At 66.5% G+C, this 25,785-nt stretch carries 25 protein-coding genes and 1 pseudogene; 13 read left to right on the top strand and 13 right to left on the bottom strand.

What is annotated here, in order from left to right; genetic code table 11:
* Positions 1 to 138: 138 nt before the first annotated feature.
* The 4 genes from ACWDMM_RS01520 to ACWDMM_RS01505 form a co-directional block, all read right to left on the bottom strand.
* The gene (locus ACWDMM_RS01520; RefSeq protein ID WP_195081365.1) at positions 139 to 666 is read right to left on the bottom strand and encodes a CAP family protein; all 528 of its coding nucleotides are present in this window, start codon (positions 664 to 666) and stop codon (positions 139 to 141) included.
* 148 nt (positions 667 to 814) lie between these two features.
* Complete coding sequence (locus ACWDMM_RS01515; protein ID WP_449935446.1) at positions 815 to 1,729, bottom strand: NAD(P)H-binding protein; 915 nt, start codon at positions 1,727 to 1,729, stop codon at positions 815 to 817.
* The gene (locus ACWDMM_RS01510) at positions 1,630 to 2,517 is read right to left on the bottom strand and encodes an alpha/beta hydrolase (RefSeq protein ID WP_449935444.1); all 888 of its coding nucleotides are present in this window, start codon (positions 2,515 to 2,517) and stop codon (positions 1,630 to 1,632) included. The genes ACWDMM_RS01515 and ACWDMM_RS01510 overlap by 100 nt, the downstream gene beginning before the upstream one ends.
* An 81-nt stretch (positions 2,518 to 2,598) precedes the next feature.
* A complete protein-coding gene (locus tag ACWDMM_RS01505) occupies positions 2,599 to 3,093 on the bottom strand; it encodes a nuclear transport factor 2 family protein (protein WP_323124249.1) in 495 nt (164 codons plus the stop codon).
* Positions 3,094 to 3,349: 256 nt separating this feature from the next.
* Between ACWDMM_RS01505 and ACWDMM_RS01500 the strand changes: the two genes are divergently transcribed.
* Complete coding sequence (locus tag ACWDMM_RS01500; protein WP_195081362.1) at positions 3,350 to 4,267, top strand: LysR family transcriptional regulator; 918 nt, start codon at positions 3,350 to 3,352, stop codon at positions 4,265 to 4,267.
* A 234-nt stretch (positions 4,268 to 4,501) separates the two neighbouring features.
* On the opposite strand, the gene ACWDMM_RS01495 is transcribed toward ACWDMM_RS01500, so the two are convergent.
* From ACWDMM_RS01495 to ACWDMM_RS01485, 3 genes are all read right to left on the bottom strand, one after another.
* A complete protein-coding gene (locus ACWDMM_RS01495) occupies positions 4,502 to 6,916 on the bottom strand; it encodes a hypothetical protein (protein WP_449935439.1) in 2,415 nt (804 codons plus the stop codon).
* Positions 6,917 to 6,925: 9 nt separating this feature from the next.
* The gene (locus tag ACWDMM_RS01490; RefSeq protein WP_449935437.1) at positions 6,926 to 7,276 is read right to left on the bottom strand and encodes a hypothetical protein; all 351 of its coding nucleotides are present in this window, start codon (positions 7,274 to 7,276) and stop codon (positions 6,926 to 6,928) included.
* A gap of 211 nt (positions 7,277 to 7,487) precedes the next feature.
* Positions 7,488 to 7,922 (bottom strand): hypothetical protein, encoded by a 435-nt coding sequence (locus tag ACWDMM_RS01485; RefSeq protein ID WP_449935435.1) that lies wholly within the window; start codon positions 7,920 to 7,922, stop codon positions 7,488 to 7,490.
* Between the two features lie 358 nt (positions 7,923 to 8,280).
* Here ACWDMM_RS01485 and ACWDMM_RS01480 point away from each other — a divergent pair, with 358 nt between their 5' ends.
* The 3 genes from ACWDMM_RS01480 to ACWDMM_RS01470 all read left to right on the top strand — a co-directional run bounded on the left by ACWDMM_RS01480 (position 8,281) and on the right by ACWDMM_RS01470 (position 10,204).
* On the top strand, positions 8,281 to 8,673 hold the full coding sequence (locus ACWDMM_RS01480; protein WP_449935433.1) for a hypothetical protein: 393 nt from the start codon (positions 8,281 to 8,283) through the stop codon (positions 8,671 to 8,673).
* Positions 8,648 to 8,803: a hypothetical protein gene (locus tag ACWDMM_RS01475; protein ID WP_449935431.1), complete on the top strand. Its 156-nt coding sequence runs from the start codon at positions 8,648 to 8,650 to the stop codon at positions 8,801 to 8,803. Before ACWDMM_RS01480 ends, ACWDMM_RS01475 begins: the two co-directional genes overlap by 26 nt.
* A 471-nt stretch (positions 8,804 to 9,274) precedes the next feature.
* A complete protein-coding gene (locus ACWDMM_RS01470; RefSeq protein WP_449935428.1) occupies positions 9,275 to 10,204 on the top strand; it encodes a universal stress protein in 930 nt (309 codons plus the stop codon).
* Between the two features lie 42 nt (positions 10,205 to 10,246).
* Here ACWDMM_RS01470 and ACWDMM_RS01465 read toward each other — a convergent pair whose 3' ends face one another.
* Both ACWDMM_RS01465 and ACWDMM_RS01460 read right to left on the bottom strand, forming a co-directional pair.
* Positions 10,247 to 11,035: a hypothetical protein gene (locus ACWDMM_RS01465; protein WP_195081351.1), complete on the bottom strand. Its 789-nt coding sequence runs from the start codon at positions 11,033 to 11,035 to the stop codon at positions 10,247 to 10,249.
* 467 nt (positions 11,036 to 11,502) lie between these two features.
* Positions 11,503 to 11,898: a hypothetical protein gene (locus tag ACWDMM_RS01460; RefSeq protein ID WP_195081350.1), complete on the bottom strand. Its 396-nt coding sequence runs from the start codon at positions 11,896 to 11,898 to the stop codon at positions 11,503 to 11,505.
* Positions 11,899 to 12,130: 232 nt separating this feature from the next.
* Here ACWDMM_RS01460 and ACWDMM_RS01455 point away from each other — a divergent pair.
* Positions 12,131 to 12,670: pseudogene (locus tag ACWDMM_RS01455) on the top strand (MmyB family transcriptional regulator).
* A 121-nt stretch (positions 12,671 to 12,791) separates the two neighbouring features.
* On the opposite strand, the gene ACWDMM_RS01450 reads toward ACWDMM_RS01455, so the two are convergent.
* The 3 genes from ACWDMM_RS01450 to ACWDMM_RS01440 form a co-directional block, all read right to left on the bottom strand.
* Positions 12,792 to 12,974, bottom strand: a complete 183-nt coding sequence (locus ACWDMM_RS01450; protein ID WP_195081349.1) for a hypothetical protein — start codon at positions 12,972 to 12,974, stop codon at positions 12,792 to 12,794.
* Between the two features lie 285 nt (positions 12,975 to 13,259).
* Entirely contained in the window at positions 13,260 to 13,469 is a 210-nt protein-coding gene (locus ACWDMM_RS01445) for a hypothetical protein (protein WP_195081348.1), read from the bottom strand.
* A gap of 86 nt (positions 13,470 to 13,555) precedes the next feature.
* A complete protein-coding gene (locus tag ACWDMM_RS01440; RefSeq protein WP_357105243.1) occupies positions 13,556 to 14,479 on the bottom strand; it encodes a DAPG hydrolase family protein in 924 nt (307 codons plus the stop codon).
* A gap of 204 nt (positions 14,480 to 14,683) precedes the next feature.
* Here ACWDMM_RS01440 and ACWDMM_RS01435 point away from each other — a divergent pair, with 204 nt between their 5' ends.
* The 8 genes from ACWDMM_RS01435 to ACWDMM_RS01400 all read left to right on the top strand — a co-directional run bounded on the left by ACWDMM_RS01435 (position 14,684) and on the right by ACWDMM_RS01400 (position 24,142).
* Complete coding sequence (locus ACWDMM_RS01435) at positions 14,684 to 15,283, top strand: TetR/AcrR family transcriptional regulator (protein WP_357205996.1); 600 nt, start codon at positions 14,684 to 14,686, stop codon at positions 15,281 to 15,283.
* Positions 15,284 to 15,625: 342 nt separating this feature from the next.
* A complete protein-coding gene (locus ACWDMM_RS01430; RefSeq protein WP_449935423.1) occupies positions 15,626 to 17,110 on the top strand; it encodes an FAD-binding oxidoreductase in 1,485 nt (494 codons plus the stop codon).
* Between the two features lie 330 nt (positions 17,111 to 17,440).
* Positions 17,441 to 18,697, top strand: a complete 1,257-nt coding sequence (locus ACWDMM_RS01425; RefSeq protein WP_449935420.1) for an ABC transporter substrate-binding protein — start codon at positions 17,441 to 17,443, stop codon at positions 18,695 to 18,697.
* Positions 18,698 to 18,783: 86 nt separating this feature from the next.
* Positions 18,784 to 20,793 (top strand): ABC transporter permease, encoded by a 2,010-nt coding sequence (locus tag ACWDMM_RS01420; protein ID WP_195081344.1) that lies wholly within the window; start codon positions 18,784 to 18,786, stop codon positions 20,791 to 20,793.
* Entirely contained in the window at positions 20,786 to 21,595 is an 810-nt protein-coding gene (locus ACWDMM_RS01415; RefSeq protein WP_195081343.1) for an ABC transporter ATP-binding protein, read from the top strand. The genes ACWDMM_RS01420 and ACWDMM_RS01415 overlap by 8 nt, the downstream gene beginning before the upstream one ends.
* Complete coding sequence (locus ACWDMM_RS01410; RefSeq protein ID WP_195081342.1) at positions 21,592 to 22,362, top strand: ABC transporter ATP-binding protein; 771 nt, start codon at positions 21,592 to 21,594, stop codon at positions 22,360 to 22,362. Before ACWDMM_RS01415 ends, ACWDMM_RS01410 begins: the two co-directional genes overlap by 4 nt.
* A 78-nt stretch (positions 22,363 to 22,440) precedes the next feature.
* Entirely contained in the window at positions 22,441 to 23,112 is a 672-nt protein-coding gene (locus tag ACWDMM_RS01405) for a TetR/AcrR family transcriptional regulator (protein WP_357206008.1), read from the top strand.
* A 265-nt stretch (positions 23,113 to 23,377) separates the two neighbouring features.
* The gene (locus ACWDMM_RS01400; protein ID WP_449935414.1) at positions 23,378 to 24,142 is read left to right on the top strand and encodes an MsnO8 family LLM class oxidoreductase; all 765 of its coding nucleotides are present in this window, start codon (positions 23,378 to 23,380) and stop codon (positions 24,140 to 24,142) included.
* Here the strand turns inward: ACWDMM_RS01400 and ACWDMM_RS01395 are convergent.
* Entirely contained in the window at positions 24,029 to 25,783 is a 1,755-nt protein-coding gene (locus tag ACWDMM_RS01395; protein WP_357462255.1) for a hypothetical protein, read from the bottom strand. The two genes, ACWDMM_RS01400 and ACWDMM_RS01395, sit on opposite strands and share 114 nt — an antisense overlap.
* Positions 25,784 to 25,785: the final 2 nt, after the last annotated feature.

Below are 25,785 nucleotides of genomic sequence, written 5' to 3'. Positions count from 1 at the left end.
CGGCAACGCCACGGAGCCACCCTCACCGAGACCAAGTGCGACCTCGACCACCGTCGAGACAGCGGCGCGCAGGGGGTCGGGGAGCATCCACCAGAGCAGTCACGCTATGGCCGAGGGAGCGCCGTGGACAGGCTCGGCTCAGCGCGGGCGCACCACGTTCTGGGGGAACTGCCCCTGCACGTTGCCGGGCGGGTTGTAGAGGGCGACGACGGCAGTCCAGCCGCCCTCTGAGGCGTACCCGATACCGAGTCGGGTGCTGGCCTTCCACACGACCTGCGTGAAATGCCCGGTCCGCATGCTGAATCCGGGGTTGTTGAAGTCGTATTCTTTGATCTCGTCGTACCACATCTTCGTGCCCATCTGGACAAGGGAGACGGCGTCGTAGGTGCTCTGCCCTCCGACGAGGTTCTCCCCGGCTCCGTTCTTGTAGGGGCAGCTGTGGTCGATCGTGCGTTTTTGGGCGTAGTACTTCGCGCATTGGTCGGCCAGGTTGTTCAGGTTCTGGGTCAAGGTCATGGCCGGGGAACCGTGCTTGGCCCGGTACTGGTTGTGCAGGGTGAGCCCGGTCTGCGCGTAATTGCTCTGCCCGGCGGCCGGCCCGCCGCCGGCGACGAACGCGGCGAGCATCACCGCGGCAACAACCGATACCAACCGACCGACACGCATGACGACCTCCCGAGGCAGAGTGGGCACAACAGAAGCGAACCACGCAGACCCTGAAACTCCCACAGACCGTGGAAGTTTGGGGATCAGGTGAGCCTACCGGGTCGCGCTGTGAGCGTGATCTGCTCAGAAGTCTCATGGCGCGCAGGATTCAGCGGAAGTCGTTTGCGTGAGCCACTGCCCATTGATGAAAGGTGCGAGGGGGATGGCCTGTCACTTCTTCGACCGTGGGATAGATCTGGGACTCGTCGAGCGTCCGGTCACTGTAGAAGCTGAAGAAGGCGTGGACGTATTCCTCCGGCATGTGTGCGCTCATGTCGGCACGGGCCTGCTCGTCGGTGAGCGGATGGAAGCGCAGATCGCGCCCGAGCACCTGCGCGAGAACCGCCAGCCGCTCGGCCGGCAAAAGCCGTTGCGGGCCGCTCAGCTTGTGAATGCGTTCCTCGTGTCCGGAATCGAGCAGTGCCCGCACCGCGACGGCCGCGATGTCGTAGGGGTCGACGGAGGCGATGGGCACCTCAGCGAAGCCATCTCGCACGTCGTCACCGGACCGCAGTTGGGGCAGCCAGCGCAGTGCGTTGGACATGAAGGCGTTGGGACGCAGGAAAGTCCAGGCCAGACCGGACTCCCGCACGGCGGTTTCGGAGCGGATCATGAACTCGGAGACAGCGTTTCGGGTGTCGGTGGCGACCGTGGCCAGACTCGACAGCAACACGACCCGTTTCACTCCTGCCGACCGCATTGTGGCGAGCAGGCCCGGCATGTCGCGGTAGCCGGGCAGGAGGAACACCGCATCGACACCGTCGACGGCGGCGGCGAGCGAGGTCGGCTCGTTCAAATCGCCGACGGCCTGCTCGACCGGCAGGTCGGTCTGCTCGCGTACCAGCGCGCGGACCGGTTGCTGTTCACGGAGGAGTGCTTGGACGACTTCGCCGCCGACGTTTCCGGTGGCGCCTGTGACGAGAATCAACGAAGGGTCCTTCCGAAGTGTGCGGCGGCGGTGTCTGTGGCCAGCGTGACTTGGGGGTCTTGGTCGTAGAAGTCGAACTGGCTGCCCTGGGTCCACAGGATGTCCTTGCGGCCGGCGAGTCCGGCGTGGAAGCGGCGGGCGCCGTCGGGGATCGCGGCGTCCTCGCTGTGCACGAGCAGGGTGGGTTGGGTGATCTGGGGTGCCAACGCGATGGAGTCGAAGGTGAGCCAGTCCCGCCAGGCGAGGACAGCGAAGCGGTTGGGCCAGGCGGCGATTCCGCCGCGAGCCGGGTTGAGGTAGAAGTCGATGTCGTAGGGCATGGCTGCGCGTGGGTCGGTCGTGCTGACCACGGGGACGTAGTCGATCTCGCCGGTCTCCTCGAAGCGCGCCCGGGCCTGTTCGGCGATCTGGATCTTCTCGGCGACGGCGTCCGCGCCACCGTAGACGGCCTCGCAGATGGCCGCGTCGTGCAGCCACGGTGCGATCAGGGCGAGCGATCCGATACGCGGGTCGCGGGCGGCGTTGCCTGCCATGTACATCGCGGCCGCGCAGATTCCCAGCGCTCCCAGACGGTGGGAGTCGATCGACGGCTGTGCGGCCAGGAATGTCGTGGCGTGGTGGATGTCGTCGATCTTGCGGGCCGGGTTCTCCACCTCGCGCGGCGTGCCACTGGATTCGCCGAAGCCGGTGAAGTCGAACGACAGCGCGGCGTACCCGCGGTCGGCGAGGTGTTCGGCGTAGCGGTCGGCCATGAGCTCTTTGACGCTGGTCCAGGTCCCAGCCACGACGATTCCGGGGACTGGGTCGTCGCTGTCGGGGAGGAACAATGTGCCGATGAGGGTGGCATCCCCGCTGGGGAAGCTGACCTTGTGTCGAGTCGTCAAGAAATGCCTTTCAGGCGAACAAGGACGCAGCGCACGGTCGCGCGCGGACGTCGGTTGCTATCGAGGTTGCACCTCTGCCGGTCAGTGTGTGGATCGGCTGGAGGCACGTTCCATCAGCTTTTCGTTGCCGTCACCCCAGCGTGCGTGCATCACCACGCCGGTGATCCGCCAGTTGTCGCCGACACGTCGCAGGTCGAATCGGTACGTGCCGCCGAGCGTCCACAACGAGTCGCCGTATTCGGTGGCCAAACGGTGCGTGGCCTGGAACTGCGCAGTGCACACCGCGGTGTCATCGATGATGCTGACCAGCGAGTTGCCGAGTAGGTGCTGAGTGGAGTCGAAGCCGCCGAGTACCCGAGACCAGCCTTCGACGATCTGTTCCGGTGAGAGCGTCGAGGGTTCCCCGCCGTTGAGGCTCGTGTAGTCCAGATGCACCTCATCGGCGAACACAGTCTCGAGCAGATCCCACTCACGGTGGTCGGTGTGCCAGGCCATCCGCGTGCACAGGTCCATCACGGCCTGGCGATCGGCCAGCCGCCGCATCTCTGCCCCGACGGATTCGTCGATCATGCTCATCGTGCGACTCCTGTCGGCCGCACACCTGCGGTTGGCGGAGCAGCAGCCTTCACCGGTCTATGGTCATTCCGAATACTTCTCATCCTGTTCTTTCCGACTCGTCTCGGGCAGGTCGGGCCTTGGGCGGACGCCCATGCTGCCGGCTCGAAGGTGTGGCGCTGCCCCACGAAGATCTTGGCGACACCGGCGCCGAGAAGGAAACAGCGATCTCCTGTGACGGCGCACAACGAATCGTTGTGACAGCTAGGGTGATGCCGTGAGCGAGCTCGATCTTCGGCATCTGCGTTCGTTTCTGGCCGTGGCGCAGGAGCGGTCCATCACACGCGCCGGAGTGGCGCTGCACCTGACACAGCAAGCGGTGTCGACGCATGTGCAACAGCTGGAACGTTCGCTGGGGGTGTCGTTGTTGGTGCGCACCTCACGGGGGGTTCTCCTCACTCCAGCCGGTGAGGAACTCGCGCTCGGCGCGGCGGCGGTCGTCGACGACCTCAGCCGCCTGGTTCAACGAGTGCGCGCAGTCGCCGACGCCCAAACCGGCACTCTCCGTCTGGCCTGCTGCCCAGCAGCTACCGCGCTGTTCGCTGTCGCCGTGGCCGATGCGCTCGAGTCCATGGTTCCCGGCTTGCGGGTGACGTTGAGCAGTGCCCAACACCCCAAGCACGAACTCGAACTACTGCAGACCGGTCGCGCCGACGCGGCTTTCATGTGGTTGCCGATCGCCGACGTCGGTCTGCACCACGCGACGGTGCGCCGAGATCCCCGAACTGTGGCGCTGTCGCCGCGGCATGCTCTGGCACACCGCACGAGCGTGACGCTCGCCGACATCGCCGAGGATCCTGTCCTGCGTCCGGACATCCTCACCTCCGAACAGGCACAACGGTTCTGGACCGCCGACCCGAGACCCGACGGCCGCTCAGCTCCCCTCGGCCCGGTTGTGCCCACCGTCGAAGACTGCCTGCTCGAGGTCGGCCGTAACCGCGGTATCTGGATCGCGCCCCAGCCGCTCGGCGCCGCGATGCCCATCGGCGACCTGCGCTGGGTCCAGCTCACCGACGCCGAACCCTTCGACCTGGCTGTCGTATGGAACGATCAGGCACCCGAGCCCCTGATCACGCGGCTGATAGCCGAGGTCCGTGCCGCCATCGGTAACGATCGGCGACAGGATGCCGCATAGGCCGGGCTTTACTTACGCGCCAAAGTTGGAAGCCTGAATCGGAGTCCAGCGGCAACGCGGAATCGGTGGCGAGCAGATAGAAGTCCTCGTCGTTGGCGATGAATCCGTGACCGATGAAGGGATTCACAGCGTCGCCTTCAGCTCGTCCGCCTGCCGGAACGCGGCATCAGTGGGTGCGCGGCCACGGCCGGGCGCTGGCCCAGTTCAGCCGGATCGGGTCCGTCAGTTCGTTCGTCAGGCGTCATGGATTATCGAACCGGAGAACTGCATGGTGATCGAGGTGGCGTTCGTCAGGTCGATTGTCGAGGGGTTGATCATGATGTTCCATCCGGCGAACGGGGTCGGTTCGAAGTAGGCGTAGCTCACTTCGTGGTCGAGGGCTCCGTCGACTTCGACGTAGCCGTAGGTGCCGTCGTCGAAGGTCCAGTCCGGTGGTCCGTTCTGCTTTGGGGATACCCGGTATTCGAAGTCGAGGTCCAGCGGTTTGGAGGTGAACTGGTAGTTCCTTCCCCGGTAGCGGTCGAGATAGTTGCCCTGGGTGCTGATCTGTAGGTTGACCGAGGTGCCGTTGCGAAGTATGGCGTTTTCCACCCACACACGGACCCGGGTGAGCCGGACCCTGCCGAAACCAGCGAACTGGTCGGTGTCCAGTGATACCTCGAATCGGGCGGTTCCTGATTTCTTGAATTGCGCGAGAACGTCGGGGGCGTTTGTGTTGTCGATGGTGTATCGCTTGTCGGTGAGGATCTGCGGTGGCGGGGAGAAGTGTTCCAGGGCCGTCGCGGAGTCCATGGTGATGCTGGTGAGGTTCGTCAGCCCGGCGTCGAGTTCGCCGACGTTGTCGAGAATGCGTGGGCGCACTACCGAGGGCGCGAGAGCCCAGTAGAAGTACGACGCACGGTAGCCCTGCAGGGCGGTGAACAGCGAGCTCTTGGTGTCGAGGTAGCGCAGGTACAGCTGTTGCATCAGAGCTGCGAGGGGCGCCTCGCCCCGGACCAGGGAGTCCACGTACTGCTGCAGTTGCTGCTGTTCCTGTTCGGCCAACTGTTTTTGCAGGCTGACCGCGGCGTACTGCTGGCCGGCCGCGACGGCGGCCGTTTGGGCGGCGGCCAATTCCTGCCCGTGGATGGCGACGGCATCGACGGCGAGTTCGAGCTCGCGGGCGTAGCGGATGCCTTTCTCGACCGGGTCGGCGAGCATGGCGTCGGTGTTTTGCTGGTAGATCCGCCACTGGTAGGTCGCGGTGAGATCCGCCCCGCCGGTGTCGAGGTTCATGTCCCGTAGCTTGGCGGCGTATTCCTCGGCGTCGCGGAAGTTTTCGACGGCGTCGACGATCTCCTTCGACAGGTCATAGACCTTCTTCAGCGCCTCCGCGATCTTTTTGAGCTGGTCCATGCAGTCTTTGAGCCCTTTGGCCAAGTTCGCGAGTTGGCTGCCGGCTTCGGCGGCGGCTTCGACCGCCTCCGCTCCCTCGATCGCGCTGCCCGCCGCGGCGGCGCCCGCGGCGGGGTCGCCCACGAACATGGCGCCGATCCCGACGCCGAAAGTGATGACCGCGGTACTGAGGTCGATGATCGCTTTGAGGATCTGTGCGCGCTTCCATTCGGGTACGCCGATTTCCTCGAAATCGATCTGGGTCTCCTGGGCGATGTCTTGGGCCGCCGTGAGCCGTTGCTGTGCCGCGGCGACCGCGGCGCTGGCGTTGTCGAAGTTGCTTTTCGCCTGGGCGAGTAGCTGAGTGGTGTACTGGGTCTCGTAGGTCTTGTTCGCCAGCAGTGTCTTGGCGAGCTGGATGAAGTTGTCGGTGACGACGGTCTGGGTGCTGAGGGCCTGGTAGTCGGCCTCGTACTGTTTGGCTTCGGCCACGAACGCCTGCGCGAGCTCGGTGTAGACCTGCCGACTCAGATACGGGACGAAGATCGTGCCATCGGATTCGGCGTTCATCTGCGCGGCCAGCAACGTCGCCAGTGACGAGCTGCGCAGGAGCACGCCCAGCAGTTCGACGTTGTAGCCCGACCAGTTCTTCAGCCAGGTCAGCTGGCGTAGCGCCAGGTCGGGGTGGGTGTCGTAGAGCAGCGAGGCGAACAGGAACTCGGTGCGCAGCGCCTGTTGGAAGTAGTCCGGGGCAGACAGGGCCGCGACTCCGTGGGCCCGGTCCAGCGGGCTTTGAACCGGACCACTGCCCTCGACATACTTGATCAGCACGCCCCCGGACGGCGGTGGTGCATCGATGACCGGTAGAGCGACGGTCTGCTGGGAGGCGACCACGGCCTGCCCCTGCACGCTGCCTGCCAGCTCGTCGCAGAAGAGCACGAATCGGGCACCGTGGTCGTTTTGGTAGTCGAGGGTCACGGTGAACGGCTCGTCGCTCTGTATCCGTCGCGCCTGGATCCACAGAACAGTTTGCTGGAGCTGCCACGAGATCCCGGCGGGCACGTTCACGACGTCGGCTACCAGCGTCACCAGCACCGGATCGAAACCCGAGTTGTGCAACGTGGCTTGTACCTCGCCCAGATCGAGATACATGGCCCGGAGTACCGCGGAGGTCGCATCGATCACGGTGGCCGAGGCGCAGGGCACGTTGCCCTGCGCCTCGATGTCACCGTAGAGCGTGCGCCAATCGTAGGACTGCGCCGCAACGACATTCATGGCGCGCTCCTACACACCCGCGAGGACGCAGTTCGGCGTGAGGAGGGTATCCAGCCGCCATGCCTCCACCGTCCACTGATCCAAACTGGTGCGCTGCTGTTCGGTGACGTAGGCATTCACCCGGAAGCTGTCGGCCTCACTGGCCACCGCCGCCCACTTCCGGATAGCCGCGTCGACGCCCAAGTCCATGATGATCGGCGGGACCTGCTCGATGTTCTTGTCGATCATCGTCCGGATCGTCTCGAGGTCGCTCGAGATGGCCCCCCAGACGCCCTCGATCTTCTGGATCACCGGGAGCACCGCGGTGAGGTCCTGCCCGATCGTCGTAGAGCTGTCCTTAGCGGATTCGACGGCATGCATCAGGTTCGCGTAGGCCGCGTCCTCTACTTAGAAATGGAGCGGTCGGACAGGTGAAGCGCCGAGTTTGTCGGTCGGGATCTCCGCACCGCTGGGCCCGGTACGCGATATCTGCCGATTCGGCCCGTGCCGTGCACTGAAGGCGCTTGTAGTACTGTTCATGCGGAATATAGGCAGTCATGCCCCATACTGGGCTTATCCGCAACCAGAGAATTCAAGGGTGCCCGAGCCGTCTCGAAGAAATCGTTCGGCCGCCTCCGGAATAAGCAAATCGAAACAAATCAGCTACCGTTCCGCGGTTCGGACTTGCCTCGATACCCAACTCGCGGTCTACTCTGCGGAAGTTTGCGAATAGTTCGTTACTTTCGCCGCCAAGATCGCCGATACACACCCTGTGCGGATGTCCGCATGCTTCCCGGAGCAGGTTTTTCGCCCCAATGCGTGTGGATGCAAGTGCAGATGCACTACCAACGGCAGCACATGGGCGGCTGACTATCAGCGACGTGCCGTACTCGGCGGGTCCGGCATTTGTTTCGAAGGCGAGACCGGTGGATCCACCACGTTGCACCTGCTTGTCGGCCTCGCTTCTCACCGTCTTGAGAATCGACTTCAGGTCGTTCTTCGCCTGCTGATCGTTCGGATTGTCCATCAGCCGTTGGGCCAGGTCCTTGATGGGCGGGTAGTAGACCGGGACCTTGTCGCGACCGTACTGGAGGATGTTGCCGGCCAGGCTGAACTACGGACTCACGGTCGTCGACAACACACGGGACGGTACCCAGCTGTGGCGCTTCGTCCCTTCGTGAGAAGGCGGACAGGGCTTGGGCAGAGCGGAACGCTCCAGTAGCCCGAATACCGGTCACGATCGATCCACGCCGTCGGCCGTCGGTACAAGGCACGCGCTATGTCGTCGGCCAGCGCCCCAGGCGCGCAGCCCGTGGACGATGCGCCGCCTCGGCATATGACCGCGGCGGAGTTTCGGGAACACGACCGCGCGGTGGTGGATCGGGGTGGCCGACTACTGGGAGCGGGTGGAGTCGCTGCCGGTGTTGTCGACGGTGCCGCCCGGTGCGGTGCGTGCGCAACTGCTCTCGTCGCCACCGGAATTGGGCGAGCCGTTTGCCGACCTGCTCGACGAAATGTATGACGCGGCGTATGCGGGCGTCGCGGCGATCTGTCCGGAGATGCGGTGGATCCATGCCGGCGTGGCCGAGTTCGCCGATTCGTACGCGACCCAACCCGCACAAGTGGCGTCGCCGATCGCGGCGCTGGCGGTGCTGCCGGAAAACCTGCGCACCATGACGGTCGAGCGCGTCTACGCCCAGCCGGTCGAGCGAGACGGTACCACGGTGATCGCCCTCGCCGCGGTGTCCGGCGGTGGCGCCACTGAGCCGCATCGGTGACCACTACGTCTTGGTCCCCCGCAGCTGGAGGGCCGGGCACGGCGCGGCCATAGTGCTGCCCGCGCAGAGTCCGGGCGCGATCCGGTTCGAGTTCCGGTTGGCGGGCGACACGGTACCCGTCACCTGCTGACGCGGCTCGGGACGATGAGCTACACGTTCATCGCAATTTCGCGCGCTGACCAGCTAGCGGCGAGGGTCGCGGATCGTGTTACCGCACATTTGCGGTTCCCCGCTCGCTGGGTATCGCCTTAAGGCGCCGAGCTACCGCGCTCGCCGAAGTCGGAGCCGGGGTGAGGCTTCATCGATCACCATCGCTCGGCGCTTGCGCGCTGCCATACCCGCAGGATCACATCATGACAGCGACCGACCCCAGCCGGATGCCACTCGAGCACGTCCGCATGGCTTTGGACTGGATCTTCTGCGGCACAGCAGATTCGCTCCGACACCAAGGACATCGATCTGAACGCCGCCGCATTGCTGTTCATGGTCTTTCGGCCCCACTGGAGGTGACCATCAGCCACGCCGAGGGCCGCCGCACCGGTCGTACGCTTCGTACGGTGCCCATCGGGTACGTCACGATCAAGGGTAGAGGGAGAGTTTCATGGGCCGGCAGCAATTCGACGATCCGCATCATGTCGCCGCCGCCAAGGTCGTCGTCGGCGTGGACGGATCGGATGGTTCGTGGACAGCCTTGCGGTGGGCGGCGGGATTCGCCGCTGAGCGCGGGCGCGAACTCGAGATCGTGCACGGGCTGGACCTGGTCGGCACCAGCTGGGTGCTCGGCGGCTACGAAGTCCTGATGCCGTCGGTGGTCGACGCGGTCCGCGAGCAGGGAAAGGAAATGCTCGCCCGCGCAGAGAAAGTGGCGCTGTCGGTGGCGCCGGGCTTGCGGGTGTCAATCCGTACCTCCACCGACACCGGCAAGCAGCTGCTGATCGACCACAGCCGCGAGGCCTTCGCGGTGGTGCTCGGGGCAACCGGCAACACCGGGACCATGGCGCATCTGGGATCGACGCTGCTGGCGGTCACCGCGCACGCCGAGGGTGCGGTGATCGTCGTGCGCCCCGATTCCGGCACCCGGGGTGAGGGCCACCGCACCGGCCCGGTGGTCCTCGGCGTGGACGGCAGCCCGGTCGGCGAATCCGCTATCGCGGCTGCTTTCGCGGAGGCTGCCGCGCGTGATGCGGAGTTGGTCGCTGTACACGTCTGGAGCGACTGGGATGCCAGCCGCTTCGCCGGCCAGCCGGGCCGGCTCGACGCCGTACGCGAGGACGTCGAGCGTGCGGTCCTCGCCGAGCGACTGGCGGGCTGGCAGGAGAAGTACCCCAGCGTGCGCGTGACCCGCGAGGTGGAGATGGCCGCCCCCGGTGCGCATCTGCTGTCGCGGTCGGAAGATGCGCAGTTGCTCGTGGTGGGCAGCCGCGGACGCGGCGGTTTCGCTGGCATGCTCCTCGGCTCCACAGCCAACGACCTCGTGCAACACGCCTCCTGCCCCGTCATGGTCGTCCACCCCGCGCCAGGAAGCGACTGACGAGAGACCGGAGCGACCGGACCGAGGCTGCCGGCGCTTTGCTCATGTTGCCAGGAAAGTTCTGATGGCTTCCTCGCTGGAGAGGTGGTTGGCGCTGACGGTGACGTCGATCGTCGGGTAGTTTCTGCGCACCGCGTCGGCGATGGCGGAGAGGCGCTCGGCGACTACCGCGGGGTCGCGTAGAGACTCTTGCCGGAGGCCGTCGAATCCGGGAAAGCCGTCGGCCACCAGGGTTACATCGGGATTGTCGATGATGTCGTCGTAGGTCTGGAATTCCACGCTGACGATCTTGGATGTGTCCACGCGGCCCGGGGTGGTGAAGACGCGGTCGCTGACACCTTCGAGGTAGTTGGCCGCCGAATGGCCTTCCTCCAGCATCGGATCGACCCTGATGCGGTTGGCGTCGACACCCAATACCATGCCTGCGGGGTGGAACCGCATCGTTCCGTCGCGGACATCGGTCCAGCTCGTGATCGTGCCGTACACGCCGGCGATGTCGCTGCCGTCGGTCAGGTACACCACGTCTCCGGCGGTGCTGTGTGACGCGGTGCGGATATAGCCTTCCTCGGGTGCGGATTCCCTTCCGCGAAATGCCCTGGGAAACACTTGGTCGACCTGCCACAGGCGTGCACCGTTATAGAAACGATCCGGCATCGTGGACCCGGATCCCACCAGCGGACGCGGGAACGATGGGTCGCCGGGATCGAAAGCGTGGCGAAAACCTCTGTCGGCGTCGGAAAGTATCTGCGCCGCGTCCCTGGCTTCGCGAGCGATGGGCCTGACGCCGTGTTCGGCATCAGCCCTCGCTATCCTTCTGATCTCGTTGCTCAAGTGTTGGGCGAAGCGTGCATATGCCCGCGCAATCAATTCGGATCTGATCACCAGAACAGCGCCCGCGACAGTCGCCTACTCGTGTGAGCAGCGATGATCCAGTCCCTGGGAGGACACAACCGGTCCGACCGGGGATCGGGGAATTCGTCGTCGTCCGGAGATACTCGCGGGGAACTGCCTCGGCCACTCTGCTCGACCGACCCGGCGAGATCCTCATCCTCGGCCCACGTCACGGCGCTCTCCGTGCTCCGGGAACGACGAACGCGCCGAAGCCCTGGATGGGCCAGCGCACGACCTCGACCGCGAGCAGTGCATGAACAGTTCCCACAAATCGCCTGAAATCGGTTCGTCGTCAGGATCCGAAGTGTTCTCAGGCGAAGATTTCGCACTTCGCGCCCCGCCGCAATGCCGGTATTCACCAGCCGTGGCAAGTCCACCGGCCACCGAAGACGTTCGGAGCGAACGTCTTACCCAAAGACTTCTTCGTGCCGCCAGCGATCGGGGCGGCTGAAGCAGGGGCCGACCCGGTCCGCCTCGAGCACTCGTAGCTCCTTCAGGTCGATGTTGTAACTGCGATGAAGCGCGACGATTTCGCGCGAACCGTATTCATCGACGGCGAGGTACAAGGTGCGCACTCGTCGTCGGTACGTCTCGATGTAGGAGATCAGGTCGAGCCGTGTGTGCTGCGGTGCACCATTGCTGTCCGCCCGGAGTCGGACGGGCTGGCCGATCGGACGGATCGTCACCGTGTTGAGGTCGACGCCTGCCGTCTGGTCGAGCGCGAAGCCGATCGCTTCGGCCACCGAATCCGGGCTCATCGCGATGGGGGGAGCCTGGCCGTGCCAGAACGCGGTGTCGATCATGCCTGGGTTCACAGCTGCGGATCACCGCCGTCGATGACGCCGGCACCGCCGGTCCGGAAGTGATCCGCGGACGCGCCGCCTGCGTTCGCGATTGCCGCGTCGAGCGACCCGAAGCGCTCCACCGTGCTGGTGACCGCCGCGCCTCAGTCGCGATGAACGCGACCATCTGTACCGGTTGGCGAACCGACCGATCCCGCACCAGGGCGGGACGGCGTCACACGTGCACCCCGCGATGCTCGACCTGCTGACACGAATCGACGGGACCCCGGCGATGGTGAGCACCGACCTGCACACCGTTCTGGTCCAGAACCCGCTCGCCATCGCGATGCTCGGCGACCTGTCCGCGCGCCACGGCCGCGCGGCGAGCTTCATCTACCGATAGTTCACCGACCCGGCTTCGCGGCAGATCTACCCGCAGGAGGACCTCGCCCCGCAGTCACGCTCGTTCGTTGCCGACCCGCGCGCGGCAGTCGGGCGACGCAGTCCAGGCGACGCCGAGGCGACCGAACTGGTGGACGAGCTGCTGCAGCAGTCGCCGGAGTTCCAGGCGCTCTGGGCCGACCAGGACGTGGAGGTGCGCAGAGACGAGCGCAAGCGGATCCTCCACCCCACCGTCGGCATGCTCGACCTCAACTGCCTCAGCCTCTTCAGCGAGGACGGCCGCCAGCGGTTGCTGTGGTTCACCCCACGCGCCGGGACCGACACCGCCGAGAAGCTCTCGCTGCTGACCGTCGTGGGCACACAGGCGATGCACACCGAACCAGTCCGATGAACCGATCGAGCCCGGGTTGCAGTCGCGGGACTGGCTGGATATGGCCGATCGCTGTGCCGCGGTGCACCGGGTGCAGCACGCCGAGCTGAACCGTCCAGGCGGCGGGACCCCGCGCTGCCTGTCACGGGCCCAGGAACAACCGTTCACACGGCAGACGCGGCGGCCGGTGCTCGATGCTCGGGTTGCGGACCACTTCGATCGTGCACCAGCGCGATTTCGCCCAATCCTGCAGGAGATTGCCCACTGCCGCGGCCGAGACCACGTAGTCGAAAGCGATGCCGCTCACCCACAGCCGCAGATACACATCACCACCAGGGGCCAACGGGCCGCTCTCGTGGGACTTGCGGCTCCTTTGCGACGGCGCCGCGCGCCCGGCATCCGCCGACGGCACCGAGGTGGCCTTCCCGCACGCGGAGTGTGGGTGCCGCCCCGACGGCTCGGCCTGTATGCCGGATGGGGTCTGCCGACCAGTAGTGGGCGGATAAGAAACTGGGCCCATAAGGGCGATAGGTCGCGTCGCTGTCAGTGCCATGAGGTCTCACAGTCCGGGGGGTACTGGTCGTGCCATCAGCGGGAATCGAAATCTAGACTACATCGCAACAAAGATGGTTGCAATGTTGCAGAGAGATCGGGTCGCCGATTTGGAGGACCCCTTCCCAGCCCGGGACGGTGGCTGGACGCGGGTGAGGATGAGCGCAGCCTCGTCGAACGGGAACAGCCGGTAGAACAGGCGTGAGGATGCCTTGATCACCGGCAGCGCCTCCGCCTTGGTGATCAGTAGCGGGTTCATGATCTCCACCGTGCGGCCGTATCGGCGGAGCCGACCGCCACCGGCCGCCTGGATGTTCTGCGGCCAGTTCGACCGCAGGCCGTACCCCGCCGGGCCTAGTTTGCGAATTCGCGGTGGAGTTCGGGAAGGAACGTGGCGAGATGGTTCATTTCCTGTCCGCAGTGCAGGAGAAGCTCGCGGGCCATATCCAGCCCGAGCATCAGATCGGCGGGATCGACAGCGGCTCCGCGCGCTACTGCCCGCGCGGCCTGACCCGCATCGGGAACTCGCGGGCCGTACAGATTCAGATAGAACCGACTGCGCATCTCGCATCCGCCGGCCACGGGTCGGACCTGATGCGTCAGCCACCCCACATCCAGCGGAGCCACGCTGCTGCCCACCCGGCCGGAAATGATCGTGTGACCGTCGGGTACTTCCAGGCCGAGCAACGCCGGGTCGTGAAAGCTGATGGCTAATTGCTGCAGCTTGACGCCGATGTACTCATCGACATAGACCGTGTTGCCAATGTATTTGTCGCGGTCACCGAGCCCCGCCTCGGTTCGCGATTGGGCGGCACCGACATACAGGTGCGCTTCGGGATGCCAAAGCTTATACCGAGCCGACTCGGCGATATGCCAACCGAACCACCAGTCCCACATCGCCGCACTGACTCTCGGCATAGCCGTCCGCACCGCCACCCACATCACACCCGATCGCGTATGCCCGTATCCGGTCTCGACCGGGGAGTATCCGCTCGGGCTCAAATCGCTGGGCAGACAGTCGAACTCCGGGATCAGCTGCGGGTCGGTCGGAGGCCCCGCATAGGCCATGGCGACCTCCGCGGGCGCGGGCAGCGTGCGCGCGGTGAAGAACCGCGCAAAGGGCAGGAGCCGATCCTCGGCGGAATACCCCCGATAACGCGCCTCTCCCGTAGGGGTGGCGTGCCCGGCGCCCGTCGACTCTTCGATCATCAATATCGCCCCCACATTCGTGATCATCGACAGCATCGCGCGCCGCGACATCCACCAGCTTCTCAACATGTGTTGAGATTAGAAGAGGTGCGTCGGCATGGCTGGCCGTCGACCCGGCTCTGTGACACAACACAGGGCCCTGAGTTCGCGCACTGGTCGGCACCCCACATGACTTCGGCCGCCAGCGCCGGTCGCTGGTTGCGCCCCTGGCTTCCAGCTTTTTCGACAACCAGCGGCGATGGCGGCGCCGGACCCGCGCTTTACGATGCCGTCATGAGCGAGCCCCCCCGTCCGGACGTGGCCCGGCGCCGCCGCAGCATCGCCTCGGCGGCGATCGATGTGCTCGTGAACCACGGCGTGCGCGGTCTCACCCACCGGGCAGTCGACGCTGCGGCCGGGATGAGCCCCGGCGCGGTCAACTATCACGCGCCCACCCGCGGCAAGCTCGTCGCCATGGCTGTGGAGGAGCTGTTCTCCCGCGACTACGAGCTCGTGGTCGCTCATTTCACCGATGTGTCGGCCCACGACCTGTCCTCGATTCCCCAACTGGCCGAGCTCATGGCTTCCTTCATCGAGGCTATGACCACCGGACCGGCACGTCGGCGGGCTCTGGCAAGACACCTGCTACTGGGCGAGGCCCAGTTCCACCCCCAGCTGCGGGACCTGTTCGATCAGCAACGTCGCGCCTTCGTGCAGTTCACCCAACGGCTACTCGAAACGCTCGAGGTCCCCGAACCCGCTCTGACCGCCGAGACGGTTACCGTCGTCGTCGACGGACTGATCCAACGCCAAGTCATGATCGGCGCGGCCCCCTTACCGCCGGCCGAGCTCCGCCAAGTCCTCACCCGACTGCTGTTGCCCTGGAACCAATGATTCGGCACCGAATCAACGTGCCGAATCACGTCTGTCTCCCAACGGCTTCGATCGATGAGCCCTGCGCGGCGGGCTGATCGAACGTCATGGTCGCCGCGGCGACGCTGGGCGCGCGATGTTTTCCCCGATGATCCAGTTTTGCGGTTCTCCATCAGCGCATCCGCCTCGGCCGCGCCGGAGCGCAACGGCCATCAGGGGAACGATCCGCCAACAACGCGGCCCGGACACCGCCACGTCACACCGTTACCGTTCGGGAATCGACTACGGCGGATTGCCCGGCGATCGGCGGGTAAGAGTTCCCTTAGCAGCCGGGTGGCGTAGCCCGATCGAGAGGACCTGGACTTGAGCGATCTTTCTCGTCGTGACCTGCTCAGGGGGTCGGCGGCCGCCGGCGTGGGAGCGGTCGCCGTTTCGGGCCTCACCGCCGCAGACACTCCGCATATCGCGTACGCGAGTCCGGAATGCCCGCCCGCGACGCTGACCGGTCACATCGTTCGTCCCGGTGACGCGTCCTACACGGACGCACGCCTCGGCTGGGACCAGCTCTTTTCGCACTACCCGCTGGTCATCGTCTTCGCGCAGGAGACTCAGGACGTGGTGAACGCCCTGACGTGGGCGCGGCAGCACGACGTCGCGTTGCGGGTGCGCAGCGGCCGCCACGCCCTCGAGGGCTGGTCGAACGTCGACAACGGCATCGTGATCGACGTCAGCCGGCTCAAGTCGGTCCGGATCGATCCCGGCGCTCGTATCGCGACGGTCGGCGCCGGGCTGAACCAGTTAGAGGCGGTGACGACGCTCGCCGAGCAGAACCTTGCGATCACGACCGGGAGTGAGGGCAGCGTGAGCGTGTGCGGGGCGACGCTCGGCGGTGGCCTCGGGCCCCTCAACCGCTGGCTCGGCATGGCCTGCGACAGCCTGATGGCGGCTGAGGTCGTCGTCGCGTCGGGTCGAGACTGCGCCGAGGTGATCAACGTGGATTCGCAGCAGCACTCGGACCTGCTCTGGGCGCTGCGCGGCGCGGGGAACGGCAACTTCGGGATCGTCACACAACTCACCTACCAGGTGTATTCACTCACGCGGCTGGCCAATGTGCAGGCGACCTGGAATGGACTCGGTGACCTGGACGGGGTCTTCGAGGCATGGCAGCGGACGGTGCCGTCCGCCGACAGCCGTCTGGGATCCGAGCTCGAGATCCACAAGTCCCAGATCCTGCTGTCCGCGTGGCTTGTGGAGGGGGAGGCGGCTCAGGCCGGAGAGATGCTCGCTCCGATCCTGTCGGTCGGCACGCCCGACGTCACGGTGCAGGTCGGTAATTGGGGCGATATTTTCGCGCGAGCGCAGATTCCGCTCGCGCAAGAGCCCGCGAACTGGAAATTCTTCTCGCAGTTCGTCAAAGAGCCGTTGCCGAAGATGGCGATCGACATCATCGGCTCCTTCATGCGCAACGCTCCCACAGAGGACAGCAACTACTTCGTCGACGCTTTCGGCGGCGCGATCAAGAGCGAGCCGCGCGGCGGAAGCGCGTTCGTCCATCGCGACGCGCTTTTCTACGGTGAGATCGGCGCAGCTTGGGGGACTCGTTCGACCCAACCAGGCGTCAGCGACCCGCTGACCCCGCAGGCCCAGGCCTGGATCGCCGAGTTCAGCCAGGCGCTGCGGCCCTACGTGGAAGGCGCCTACGTGAACGTGCCGAACGTCGGAATGCAGGAATGGGAAACCGCCTATTGGGGGAGCCGGCACTTCGAACATCTGCGAAAAATCAAGGCGAAGTACGACCCCGACAACGTCTTCCAGTACGAGCAGAGCATCCCGCCCGCCTCACGCTGATCGGCAGTCTGCCGGGAGCCGGCGTCATGCCTGCGACGAGACCGGCCTCCGCGCGCACCGCGACATCGATATCGTCGCCGAACGGGCCGGCGTCCTGCCGGGACCGGCTTCGGTCGGTCCGGTCGGAATGTGCCGCTCTCCTGCCGAAACCCTGCCGGAATCGAAGCTTGACACCCCTGTAAGGCTGAGCTAGCTTCAGGTGGCCCAGATCACAGGAGCAGATCGGGTCGTCGGAATCGCGCGAGGTGCGGTGCGGCGTCGAATTGGCAGCTCGACGGGACGGTTCGGCATGCGCGCCGGAACCGCGACCGGCCTGGAAAGGCATTCACTATGAGTATCAAAACCGGTCGAATCGCCGCTGCGGCATTGGCTGCGGCATGCGCGTTCTCCGTCGTTTCGTGTGGTGACGACAGCGAGTCCGCCACCGGAGAATCGTCCATTCCGCCGGGGGTCGTAGCGAACGGCGAACCGATCAAGGTGGGCCTGTTCAACCCGTCGAAGGGACCGGCGACCCAGCCGGGCGTGACCACGGGCAAGAACGCCGCGATCGAATACATCAACAAGCAGATCGGCGGCATCGACGGCCGCCCGATCGAAGTCGTCGACTGCGGAATCGACAACACCTCACCGGAATCGACCATCTCCTGCGCCAACCAGTTCGTGCAGGCCGGGGTGGTCGCGACCATCGACGGCTACAACGCCGAATCCGCGGCCGCTATGCCGATCCTGAGCTCGGCGGGAATCCCGCTGATCGGCCAGATTCCCTTCAACACTGCCACCGGAGCGGTCACCGAGAACCGGGTGTTCTTCGGCCCGCCCCCGGCGGCCTTCCTGGTCGGCTTCCTGCAGTCGCTCAAGCAGGCCGGCAAGAATTCGCTGACTCTGGTCAATTCCGATCTGCCCCAAGCGCATCAGGTGTTCGACCAGCTCCTCGCCCCGCTGGGAAAGCAGCTCGGCATCGACGTCAAGAGCGCCTACTACCCGCCCGCCTCCCCCAACTTCACCGCGCTGGCCTCCACTATCGCCGACGGCAATCCCGCCGCAGGGGGCCTGATGACCTCACCCAACGACAACACCTGCAACAAGCTCGCCCAGGCGCTGAAGTCGGTGAAGTACACGGGCACGATCTTCCTCGCCGCCTGCACCGATTTCGTCGACGTGCTGGGTCCGCAGGCTGTCGGCTCGCAGGCCTATTCGCCGGTCTGGCTGCCGCCCGCCGTCGACGCCGCTCCCGAGCCCGCGAAATCCAATCTGAAGATCGCCGAACGGTTCATCGAGAACGCCGGCGGGACGACGGGCTTCTACGCCTACGGCACCTTCGCCACCTTGGTCGATTTCGCCCAGGCACTTACCGCGAAGCAGCCGGCCGAACTCACCGGACCCGCGATCACGGCCGCGCTCAAGGGACTCACCGACTACCAGAGTTTTCTCGGTCCCAAGCTGAACTGCGGTAAGCCGACCAGCCCGAACTGCACCACGGACATGCTGCTGTTCGAGGTCACCGCGGACAAGAAGCAGGCGCCGGTGACCGGTGGCTTCCTCACGCCGAGCCCCGAAGTTCTGAAGCTGATTCCGGGTGCGGCGTAGCCGACCGAAGTGACCGGGGGCGGGCCGTTCGAACTCGAGCGGCCCGCCCCTTTCCACCTCGGCCATTCAAGAGAAATCGGGATCACATGGCCCAGTTCTTGCAATTCGTCTTCTTAGGTCTGTCGACCGGCGCGGTATACGCGGTGCTCGCCTCCTCGCTGGTCGGCGTGCACGCCGCCACGGGAATCATCAATTTCGCGCAGGGCGCTTTCGCACTGTGGGCGGTATATGTCGTGGCCGCGCTGCGCACCGACGGCACCTTCGTCCTGCCCGTCGGCAGTCTCTCCCTCGGCACCGCCGACCATCCGACACCGATGGTGGTCGCCGCGGCGCTCGGCGTCGGCTCTGCGGCGGCCTGGTCGCTGCTGGCGCACCTGCTGGTGTTCCGGCCGCTGCGCAAGGCGCCGGTGCTGGCCCAAGTGGTGGCATCGGTCGGGCTCATGCTGTTCCTCCAGGCCCTCGTCGGGTTGCGGTTCGACACCGAAAACCTCTTCGCGACACCGCTTCTGCCGGAGAACACCGTCACGGTGGCCGGTGCGACGGTCAATGTGTCGGATCTGATCCTGGCCGGCGTCGCGATCGCCGTCGCGGTCGGGCTGCGCGCATACTTCACGCTCACCACCGTCGGGATCGCGACTCGCGCCGGTTCCGAGGACGAACTCGCGGCACGGCTGACCGGTTACTCGCCCGACCGGCTGGCCGCGATCGTGTGGGTGATGACCGGCGCGGCCTGCGGGCTCATCGGCGTCCTCGCCGCCTACACCATCGGCCTCAACGAGACGAGCTACACCTTCTACGTGATACCCGCGCTGGCCGCGGCACTGGTCGGGCGGCTCGCGTCGTTCGGCGTGGCCTGCGCTGCCGGCTTGGTGCTCGGATCGTTCCAGGCAGTCATCCTGTGGGCCGACACCAAAGACTTCTGGCCGAACTGGGCCCAGGCCGGGCTCGGCGACGCGGTGCCCTTCGTGATCATCATCATCGCGCTGTTCCTGCTCGGCGGCAGGATCCCGGCGCGCGGTTCGCTCGGGTCGGTGCAGATGCCCGCCGTCACGATCCCCCGGATCCGGTTGGCGCCGACGCTGACCGTCGTCGCGATCGCCCTCGCGGCCATCGTCTCGACCACGGGCACATGGCGGTTCGGCGTCGTCACCTCCATCATCCTGTCGCTCATCGCGCTCTCGCTGGTGCTGCTGACCGGCTACCTCGGTCAGATCTCCCTCGCCAGTATGGCTTTCGCGGGCACCTCCGGATTCGCGCTGTCGAAGCTGGCGAACAACTGGCACGTGCCGTTCCCGCTCGGCATGATCGCGGCGGCGCTGGTCGCCACCGCGCTCGGCATCCTGGTCGGCGTGCCCGCGCTGCGCATCCGCGGCGCCCAGCTGGCGGTGGTGACCCTGGCGGCCGCACTGGCCATCCAGGGCTTCGTGTTCAACAATCCGTCGCTGACACCGGCGCAGGGCAATCTCATCGCCGACCCCACCCTGTTCGGCGTAGATCTCGGAGTCCGGGATGGTACCGACCTGGTCACCTTGCGGTTCGCCCTGATGGTGCTGGCGGTGGTCGCGATCTGCACGCTCGGGGTGATGCGGATCATGGGCGGCGCCACCGGACGGGCGCTGCTGGCGGTGCGTTCCAACGAGCGGGCGGCGGCCTCGGTGGGCATCGACGTCGCGAAGACGAAGCTGCTCGGCTTCGCCGTCTCGGCCTTCCTCGCCGGCGTCGGAGGCTGCCTCATCGGTTACAGCCGCGGGCAGCTCTCGGCAGGGTCGTTCACGGTGATGATCGGCCTGACGGTGCTCGCGATGACCTACGTCGGCGGCATCACCTCCGTCACCGGCGCGTTCATCGCCGGGATCACGGGCCCGCTCGGCGTCGGTTACGTATTCCTCAACCAGACACTGGAACTCGGCGAGTACTACGAGCTCATCGCCGCGGGCGTGCTGCTGCTGATGGCGGTGCTCAACCCGGTCGGCGTGGCCGGGGCGATCACCGGGACGACACACCGTCTGAAGGCGGTGATCGCCCGCCGATCAGGCGGCGAACCCGCGGCCGCACCGGCGCCGGGCGCACAGGAGAAGGCGGCGGCACATGTCTGAGACCACGACCCTACTGCGAACCGAGCGACTGTCGGTGCGCTACGGCGGCGTCGCCGCCAACTCCGATATCGACATCACCGTCGGCGCCGGCGAAATCGTCGGCCTGATCGGGCCCAACGGCGCAGGCAAGACCACCTTCGTCGACGCGGTCACCGGCTTCACCGATGCGACCGGGCACGTCACCCTCGAAGGCGTCGCGCTCGACCGGTTCGGACCGCATCGCCGCCGCCGCGCCGGACTGGCAAGGACCTGGCAGGCCGGAGAACTGTTCGGCGACCTGACCGTGAAGCAGAACCTCGCCGTCGCGCTGCAGCGCACCGGTCTGCGTTCCCTGCTGACCGACATCGTAGGGCGGTCCGCGCCACCGGGCGAGACCATCGAGGCCGCACTGGATCTGGTGGGTGTGCCCGGTGTCGGCGGCTTTCGCCCCACCGAACTCACCCTTGGGCAGCAGAAACTCGTCGGCGTCGCCCGCGCCCTCGTCGGCGGCTCCAGGGTGGTGTTGCTCGACGAACCCGCTGCCGGGCTCGACACCCACGAAAGCACGGAATTCGGGCAGCATCTGCGCCGGATCGCGGCTTCGGGCATCGGCGTGCTGCTCATCGACCACGACATGCAGCTCGTGCTCGACATCTGTGCCCGCCTGTACGTCCTGGATTTCGGCGTCGTCATCGCCAGCGGCGAACCAGCTCGGATTCGGGAGGACCCCCGCGTGATCACCGCCTATCTGGGCACCGCCGCACACGGCGAGGACGCGCGACCACCGGCGACGGCCGACCGGCCGGCAGGAGAGAACGAATGACCAGCCCCGCCGCGACCCGCCCCGTCCAGTCCCGGACCGAGCCCGTCCTGAGTATCGAAGGGCTCACCGTCGGCTACGGCGGCGTCCCCGCGGTGCGCGAACTGAGCGCGCGGGTCAGGGCGGGTGAGATCCTCGCCCTGCTGGGCCCCAACGGCGCGGGTAAGACCACGACCCTGCTGGCGACGGTCGGTGCGCTGCCGATCATCTCCGGCGCCGTCACCGCGCTCGGCGAACCTCTGGACCGGCGCGTGGAACGCAACGCGCGCCGCGGCGTGATCCTGGTGCCCGACAGCCGCGGGGTGTTCCACCGCCTCTCGGTCGAGGACAACTTACGCCTTTCCCGTCGCAAGAACAGTCCCGCTCTCGACGACGTGCTCGACTACTTCCCGAAGCTGCGCACGCTGCGCGCCCGCCGCTGCGGCACGCTCTCCGGCGGTGAACAGCAGATGCTCGCCCTGGCCAAAGCCCTTCTGTGCGGGCCGAAAGTACTGCTCATCGACGAACTCAGCCTCGGGTTGTCCCCCATCGCGGTGGAAGAGCTGCTGCCTCGCTTGCGTGAGATCGCCGACGACCAGCACATGGCCGTGGTGCTGGTCGAGCAGCACATCGGACTCGCGCTGTCGATCGCCGACTCGGCGGTGGTGCTCCACCACGGCCGGGCAGCGCTGACCGGTTCCGCGACCGAGCTGCGGGAGCGCCGGGACAAGGTCGAAGCGGCCTACTTCGGTAACCTCGAGGACGCGTCGGAGAATCCGGCGCGGAACTGACGCTCGCGATGCCACGCCCCCGACTCCTGCGGAGGTGGCGCCGCATCGAGAGCTTCGTCAGGCGAAGAGGGGAGGAACGTGACCGAGAGCGGGCACCGGGATCGGCGCAAAGGCCCGCCCGCGCGCCGCAGCACTCGCAACCGTCCGACCGACACACAGCTGCTGGACGCGGCGTGTGCGGTGATGGCAGAGGTCGGCGTCGATCGCGCCACGATGGACGCCATCGCCAGCCGTGCCGACACCTCGCGGGTGACGCTCTACGCCCATTTCGGCTCGCGCGACGCCCTGGTCCACGCCGTGATCGAACGCGAACTCGACAAACTCACCACCTGGATGTTCGAGATCTACGATCACGGCGAGACGATGAACTACGGTAGGCGGGCCAGGTACTCGATCGAGTCGCTGTTCGAATACGCGCGCCGCCACCCCCGCGGCTTCCGCGTGCTGCTGGACAACCGATACGACGACACCGATCCCGGGCGGCGGCTCTCGGCCGCTCTCGAACCCCGCGTCGCCGAGGAACTGCGCGCCAATTACGCCGAGCGTGGAACGCCCATCGGCCGCGGCGCCGACACCCTCGCCACCATGCTGCTCGGCATCAGCCTCGACATCGCCTACCGGGCGGTCATCGTCGACGGCGCGGACATCGGCGCGGCCTGCGACCTGGCCGTCACCGCCTCACTGGCGGTTCTGCGCGCGATCGACCCTGGCCAGCTGCGCGCTCTCGACACCACTCCCGCGCAGGGCTAGTGGACCTTCACTCCACCGCCCCGCTCGTCCTGCCCGCCGCCATCACCTCTTGTCGGAGTTCGAAACGGCTTCTCAGCTTTCGGGTCGTGGATCCGTCCCGAGTACCGCAGAGGTGTGTCGGTGTGCCCGTCCCAGTGGATCCCGCTCCCGCTATCCACCGATCGAGCCCCGAACTCGGAGGATGGAGACCTCGCGCACGATGGATGGTGCATGTCGGTCGGAACTGGACAAGCGCGGGATCCTGCCGCGGAAGGGACCCTCGACGATGAAACATCAGCATAAGGTTCACATCTCGGTTCTGGACACGGCTCCCATCACGCAGCTATCGAACGCGCGCATGGCGCTGCGTAACAGCATCGAACTGGCGCAGCTGGCCGACGATCTCGGCTACCACCGATATTGGGTGCCCGAACACCACGGAATGCCAGGCGTGGCCAGCGCGGCACCGGCAGTTGTCGCCGAACGCATTGCGTCGGTGACACAGCGGATACGGGTCGGAGCCGGCGGAGTGATGTTGCCCAACCACGCTCCCATCGTGATCGCTGAACAGTTCGGCACGCTGGAGGCTTTCCACCCCGGACGTATCGATCTCGGTCTCGGGCGTGCCCTCGGCGGACCTCGCGACATCGCCGACCGCGTGCGCAGCGAACAGGAACGCACGGCCACACCATTCGACGATCAGGTACGGGAACTGCTCGCGCTGTTCGAGGCGGACAACGACGGCGGCCGAGCGGCGGCGGTGCCCGCCGTAGGCAACAGACCGGAAATCTGGATGCTCGGCAGCGGTGACCACACCGCCCGAATCGCGGGGAGCCTCGGGCTCCCGTTTGTCGCCGCCCACCATTTGCAGCCGCTGAATACCGTTGCGGCAGTCCGGACATACCTGCGAACATTCCAGCCGTCATCGCTAGTCGCCCTACTGAGCCGGGCGCCGCGCGATAGCCGAGTCGAACGCGAGCTGGCTTGCGCCTTCGCCGCGTCCGACACCGACACGCCGAGTTGTCCAGCGCAGGTAGCTGCCGTCGGGTAGGCGCGTAATGCTCGGCTGGCGGCGAATGAGTAAGCCCTCGCGCGGGATCTCGGCATCGGCGATCTCGCGGGTGTCGGTCCGAGCGAGGAAGCGGCCCTGCGGCTCGGCCTGTGTGCCGTCGGGACGCGGCATGCGACCTTGCACCAGCTCGACCGACCGGTATCCGGTGGAGCGCGGCACGTACGGGATCCAGCGCGCTGGTACCCCCGTCTGCAGCGAATAGTCCAGTGCGGCCCGCGTCACCGGTCCGCGCGTGGGTGCGGGCGGGTCGTCGTGTTCGCGGGAGCGATCGCGGGCCAGCCCGCTGGGCCCTTCGACGGAACGTTCCACCGCCCATACCAGGTTCGCCATCTCGTCACGCAGGAACAGAACCTCCTCGACCGCCGGTCCGTCTTGCACCGCGACCGCGCCAGGAGGCACCAGCAATCCGTCCGCGGTCACTCCGTCATCGGAGGTGATCGTGAACATGCGCCATCGACTGTCGGGGCTGGTCACGTCGGTCGGACGCACCACGAAGTGCTCGCCGAAGGTCGTTGTGTAGACCACGGATTCGACGGTGGTCAACGAACCGAACGGCACGTCGACCGGTACCACCAGCCAGTCGTTGCCGTAAGTCAGCGCGAACTCGGCCACCAACAACCGGGCCAGATCCCACGGCTCGCTCTCCACCACACCGAGGCTGACCGCCGCGTCCTCCATCTCCCACAGCCGATCGGCGGGCATGCCCGGGTAGCGTAAGGGAGTTGCCAGCAACGCATGCACCCGGCGCTGCGGCGGCGCAGCGGCGCGCGCCCCGACGGGCTCGGACAGCGTCGCGCCCGCTGCGGCGGGTTCGAAACTGTACCAGTCGACATCGCCTCCCGAATGCGAAGGCGCATCCAGGACGACGTCGCCCGCGCCGATCCGGAAGGAATGTTCGAGCCGTGGCCCGACCCAGGCATCCGTCCCACCGGCCGGAGGCGACACCTCGGCGCGATACCAGGACAGCCAGGGATCGGTCACTGCCCGTACCCCCGCCTCATCGGCTCCCGTCAGCCAAGCCGGCAGCGCCGGCGCCGCCGCCCCCAACGCGTCGGCGATCAGTTCCCCATCGGCCATGCCACGGCCATCGAGCAGCCGCGCCAGCCGCAGCCAGTGCGGATCGAGCGCGGCGTGCGTGCCGTCCGGGTGATGCAGCGGGTCCAGATCCAGCGGGCAGTTGACGACGACGTCGGCGCGCAGGCCACCGAGCCCTGCGTCGGCGAGCGCGGCCAGCAACGCCGCCGCCGCCTCCGCACGTGCCCGCAGGCCTGGCGAAACCTCGCCCACCGGTTCGCGCTCGACCAACGGCTCCAACAACTCCTGACGCTCGCGGCCGAACGCGATGCCCGCGGTGTCGTCACGCGCCGCCCACCGATCCACCGCCGTGGTGGCGGTAACCACCCGCACGGTGAGCGGCGTACCGGCGTCTTCTCCCTCGAATTCACCGAGTTGCCATTGCCGGCCGATCAGCCACAGCGGATCGTGCACGCGCGCTTGGGTTCCTGGACTCGGGTCACCCGAACTGCTCTGCGGCTCCAGCCGGGTCCATGTCGGGGGGTCCGCCAGCGCGAAGACCGGCATCTCGGTCAGTTCCCGAGCGGAAATGAAGTCGGCTGCCATGA

The sequence above is a fragment of the Nocardia sp. NPDC003726 genome (assembly GCF_053586955.1).
The sequence above is the reverse complement of the archived record's forward strand: the minus strand, read 5'-3'. Positions and strand labels throughout refer to the sequence as shown.

What these genes read in the sequence shown, in the direction of transcription:
- ACWDMM_RS01520 (WP_195081365.1), bottom strand. Translation starts at nt 666, where the DNA reads ATGCGTGTCGGTCGGTTGGTATCGGTTGTTGCCGCGGTGATGCTCGCC.
- ACWDMM_RS01505 (WP_323124249.1), bottom strand. Translation starts at nt 3,093, where the DNA reads ATGAGCATGATCGACGAATCCGTCGGGGCAGAGATGCGGCGGCTGGCC.
- ACWDMM_RS01495 (WP_449935439.1), bottom strand. Translation starts at nt 6,916, where the DNA reads ATGAATGTCGTTGCGGCGCAGTCCTACGATTGGCGCACGCTCTACGGT.
- ACWDMM_RS01490 (WP_449935437.1), bottom strand. Translation starts at nt 7,276, where the DNA reads ATGCATGCCGTCGAATCCGCTAAGGACAGCTCTACGACGATCGGGCAG.
- ACWDMM_RS01485 (WP_449935435.1), bottom strand. Translation starts at nt 7,922, where the DNA reads ATGGACAATCCGAACGATCAGCAGGCGAAGAACGACCTGAAGTCGATT.
- ACWDMM_RS01470 (WP_449935428.1), top strand. Translation starts at nt 9,275, where the DNA reads ATGGGCCGGCAGCAATTCGACGATCCGCATCATGTCGCCGCCGCCAAG.
- ACWDMM_RS01460 (WP_195081350.1), bottom strand. Translation starts at nt 11,898, where the DNA reads ATGATCGACACCGCGTTCTGGCACGGCCAGGCTCCCCCCATCGCGATG.
- ACWDMM_RS01440 (WP_357105243.1), bottom strand. Translation starts at nt 14,479, where the DNA reads ATGTTGAGAAGCTGGTGGATGTCGCGGCGCGCGATGCTGTCGATGATC.
- ACWDMM_RS01435 (WP_357205996.1), top strand. Translation starts at nt 14,684, where the DNA reads ATGAGCGAGCCCCCCCGTCCGGACGTGGCCCGGCGCCGCCGCAGCATC.
- ACWDMM_RS01425 (WP_449935420.1), top strand. Translation starts at nt 17,441, where the DNA reads ATGAGTATCAAAACCGGTCGAATCGCCGCTGCGGCATTGGCTGCGGCA.
- ACWDMM_RS01420 (WP_195081344.1), top strand. Translation starts at nt 18,784, where the DNA reads ATGGCCCAGTTCTTGCAATTCGTCTTCTTAGGTCTGTCGACCGGCGCG.
- ACWDMM_RS01415 (WP_195081343.1), top strand. Translation starts at nt 20,786, where the DNA reads ATGTCTGAGACCACGACCCTACTGCGAACCGAGCGACTGTCGGTGCGC.
- ACWDMM_RS01410 (WP_195081342.1), top strand. Translation starts at nt 21,592, where the DNA reads ATGACCAGCCCCGCCGCGACCCGCCCCGTCCAGTCCCGGACCGAGCCC.
- ACWDMM_RS01400 (WP_449935414.1), top strand. Translation starts at nt 23,378, where the DNA reads ATGAAACATCAGCATAAGGTTCACATCTCGGTTCTGGACACGGCTCCC.
- ACWDMM_RS01395 (WP_357462255.1), bottom strand. Translation starts at nt 25,783, where the DNA reads ATGGCAGCCGACTTCATTTCCGCTCGGGAACTGACCGAGATGCCGGTC.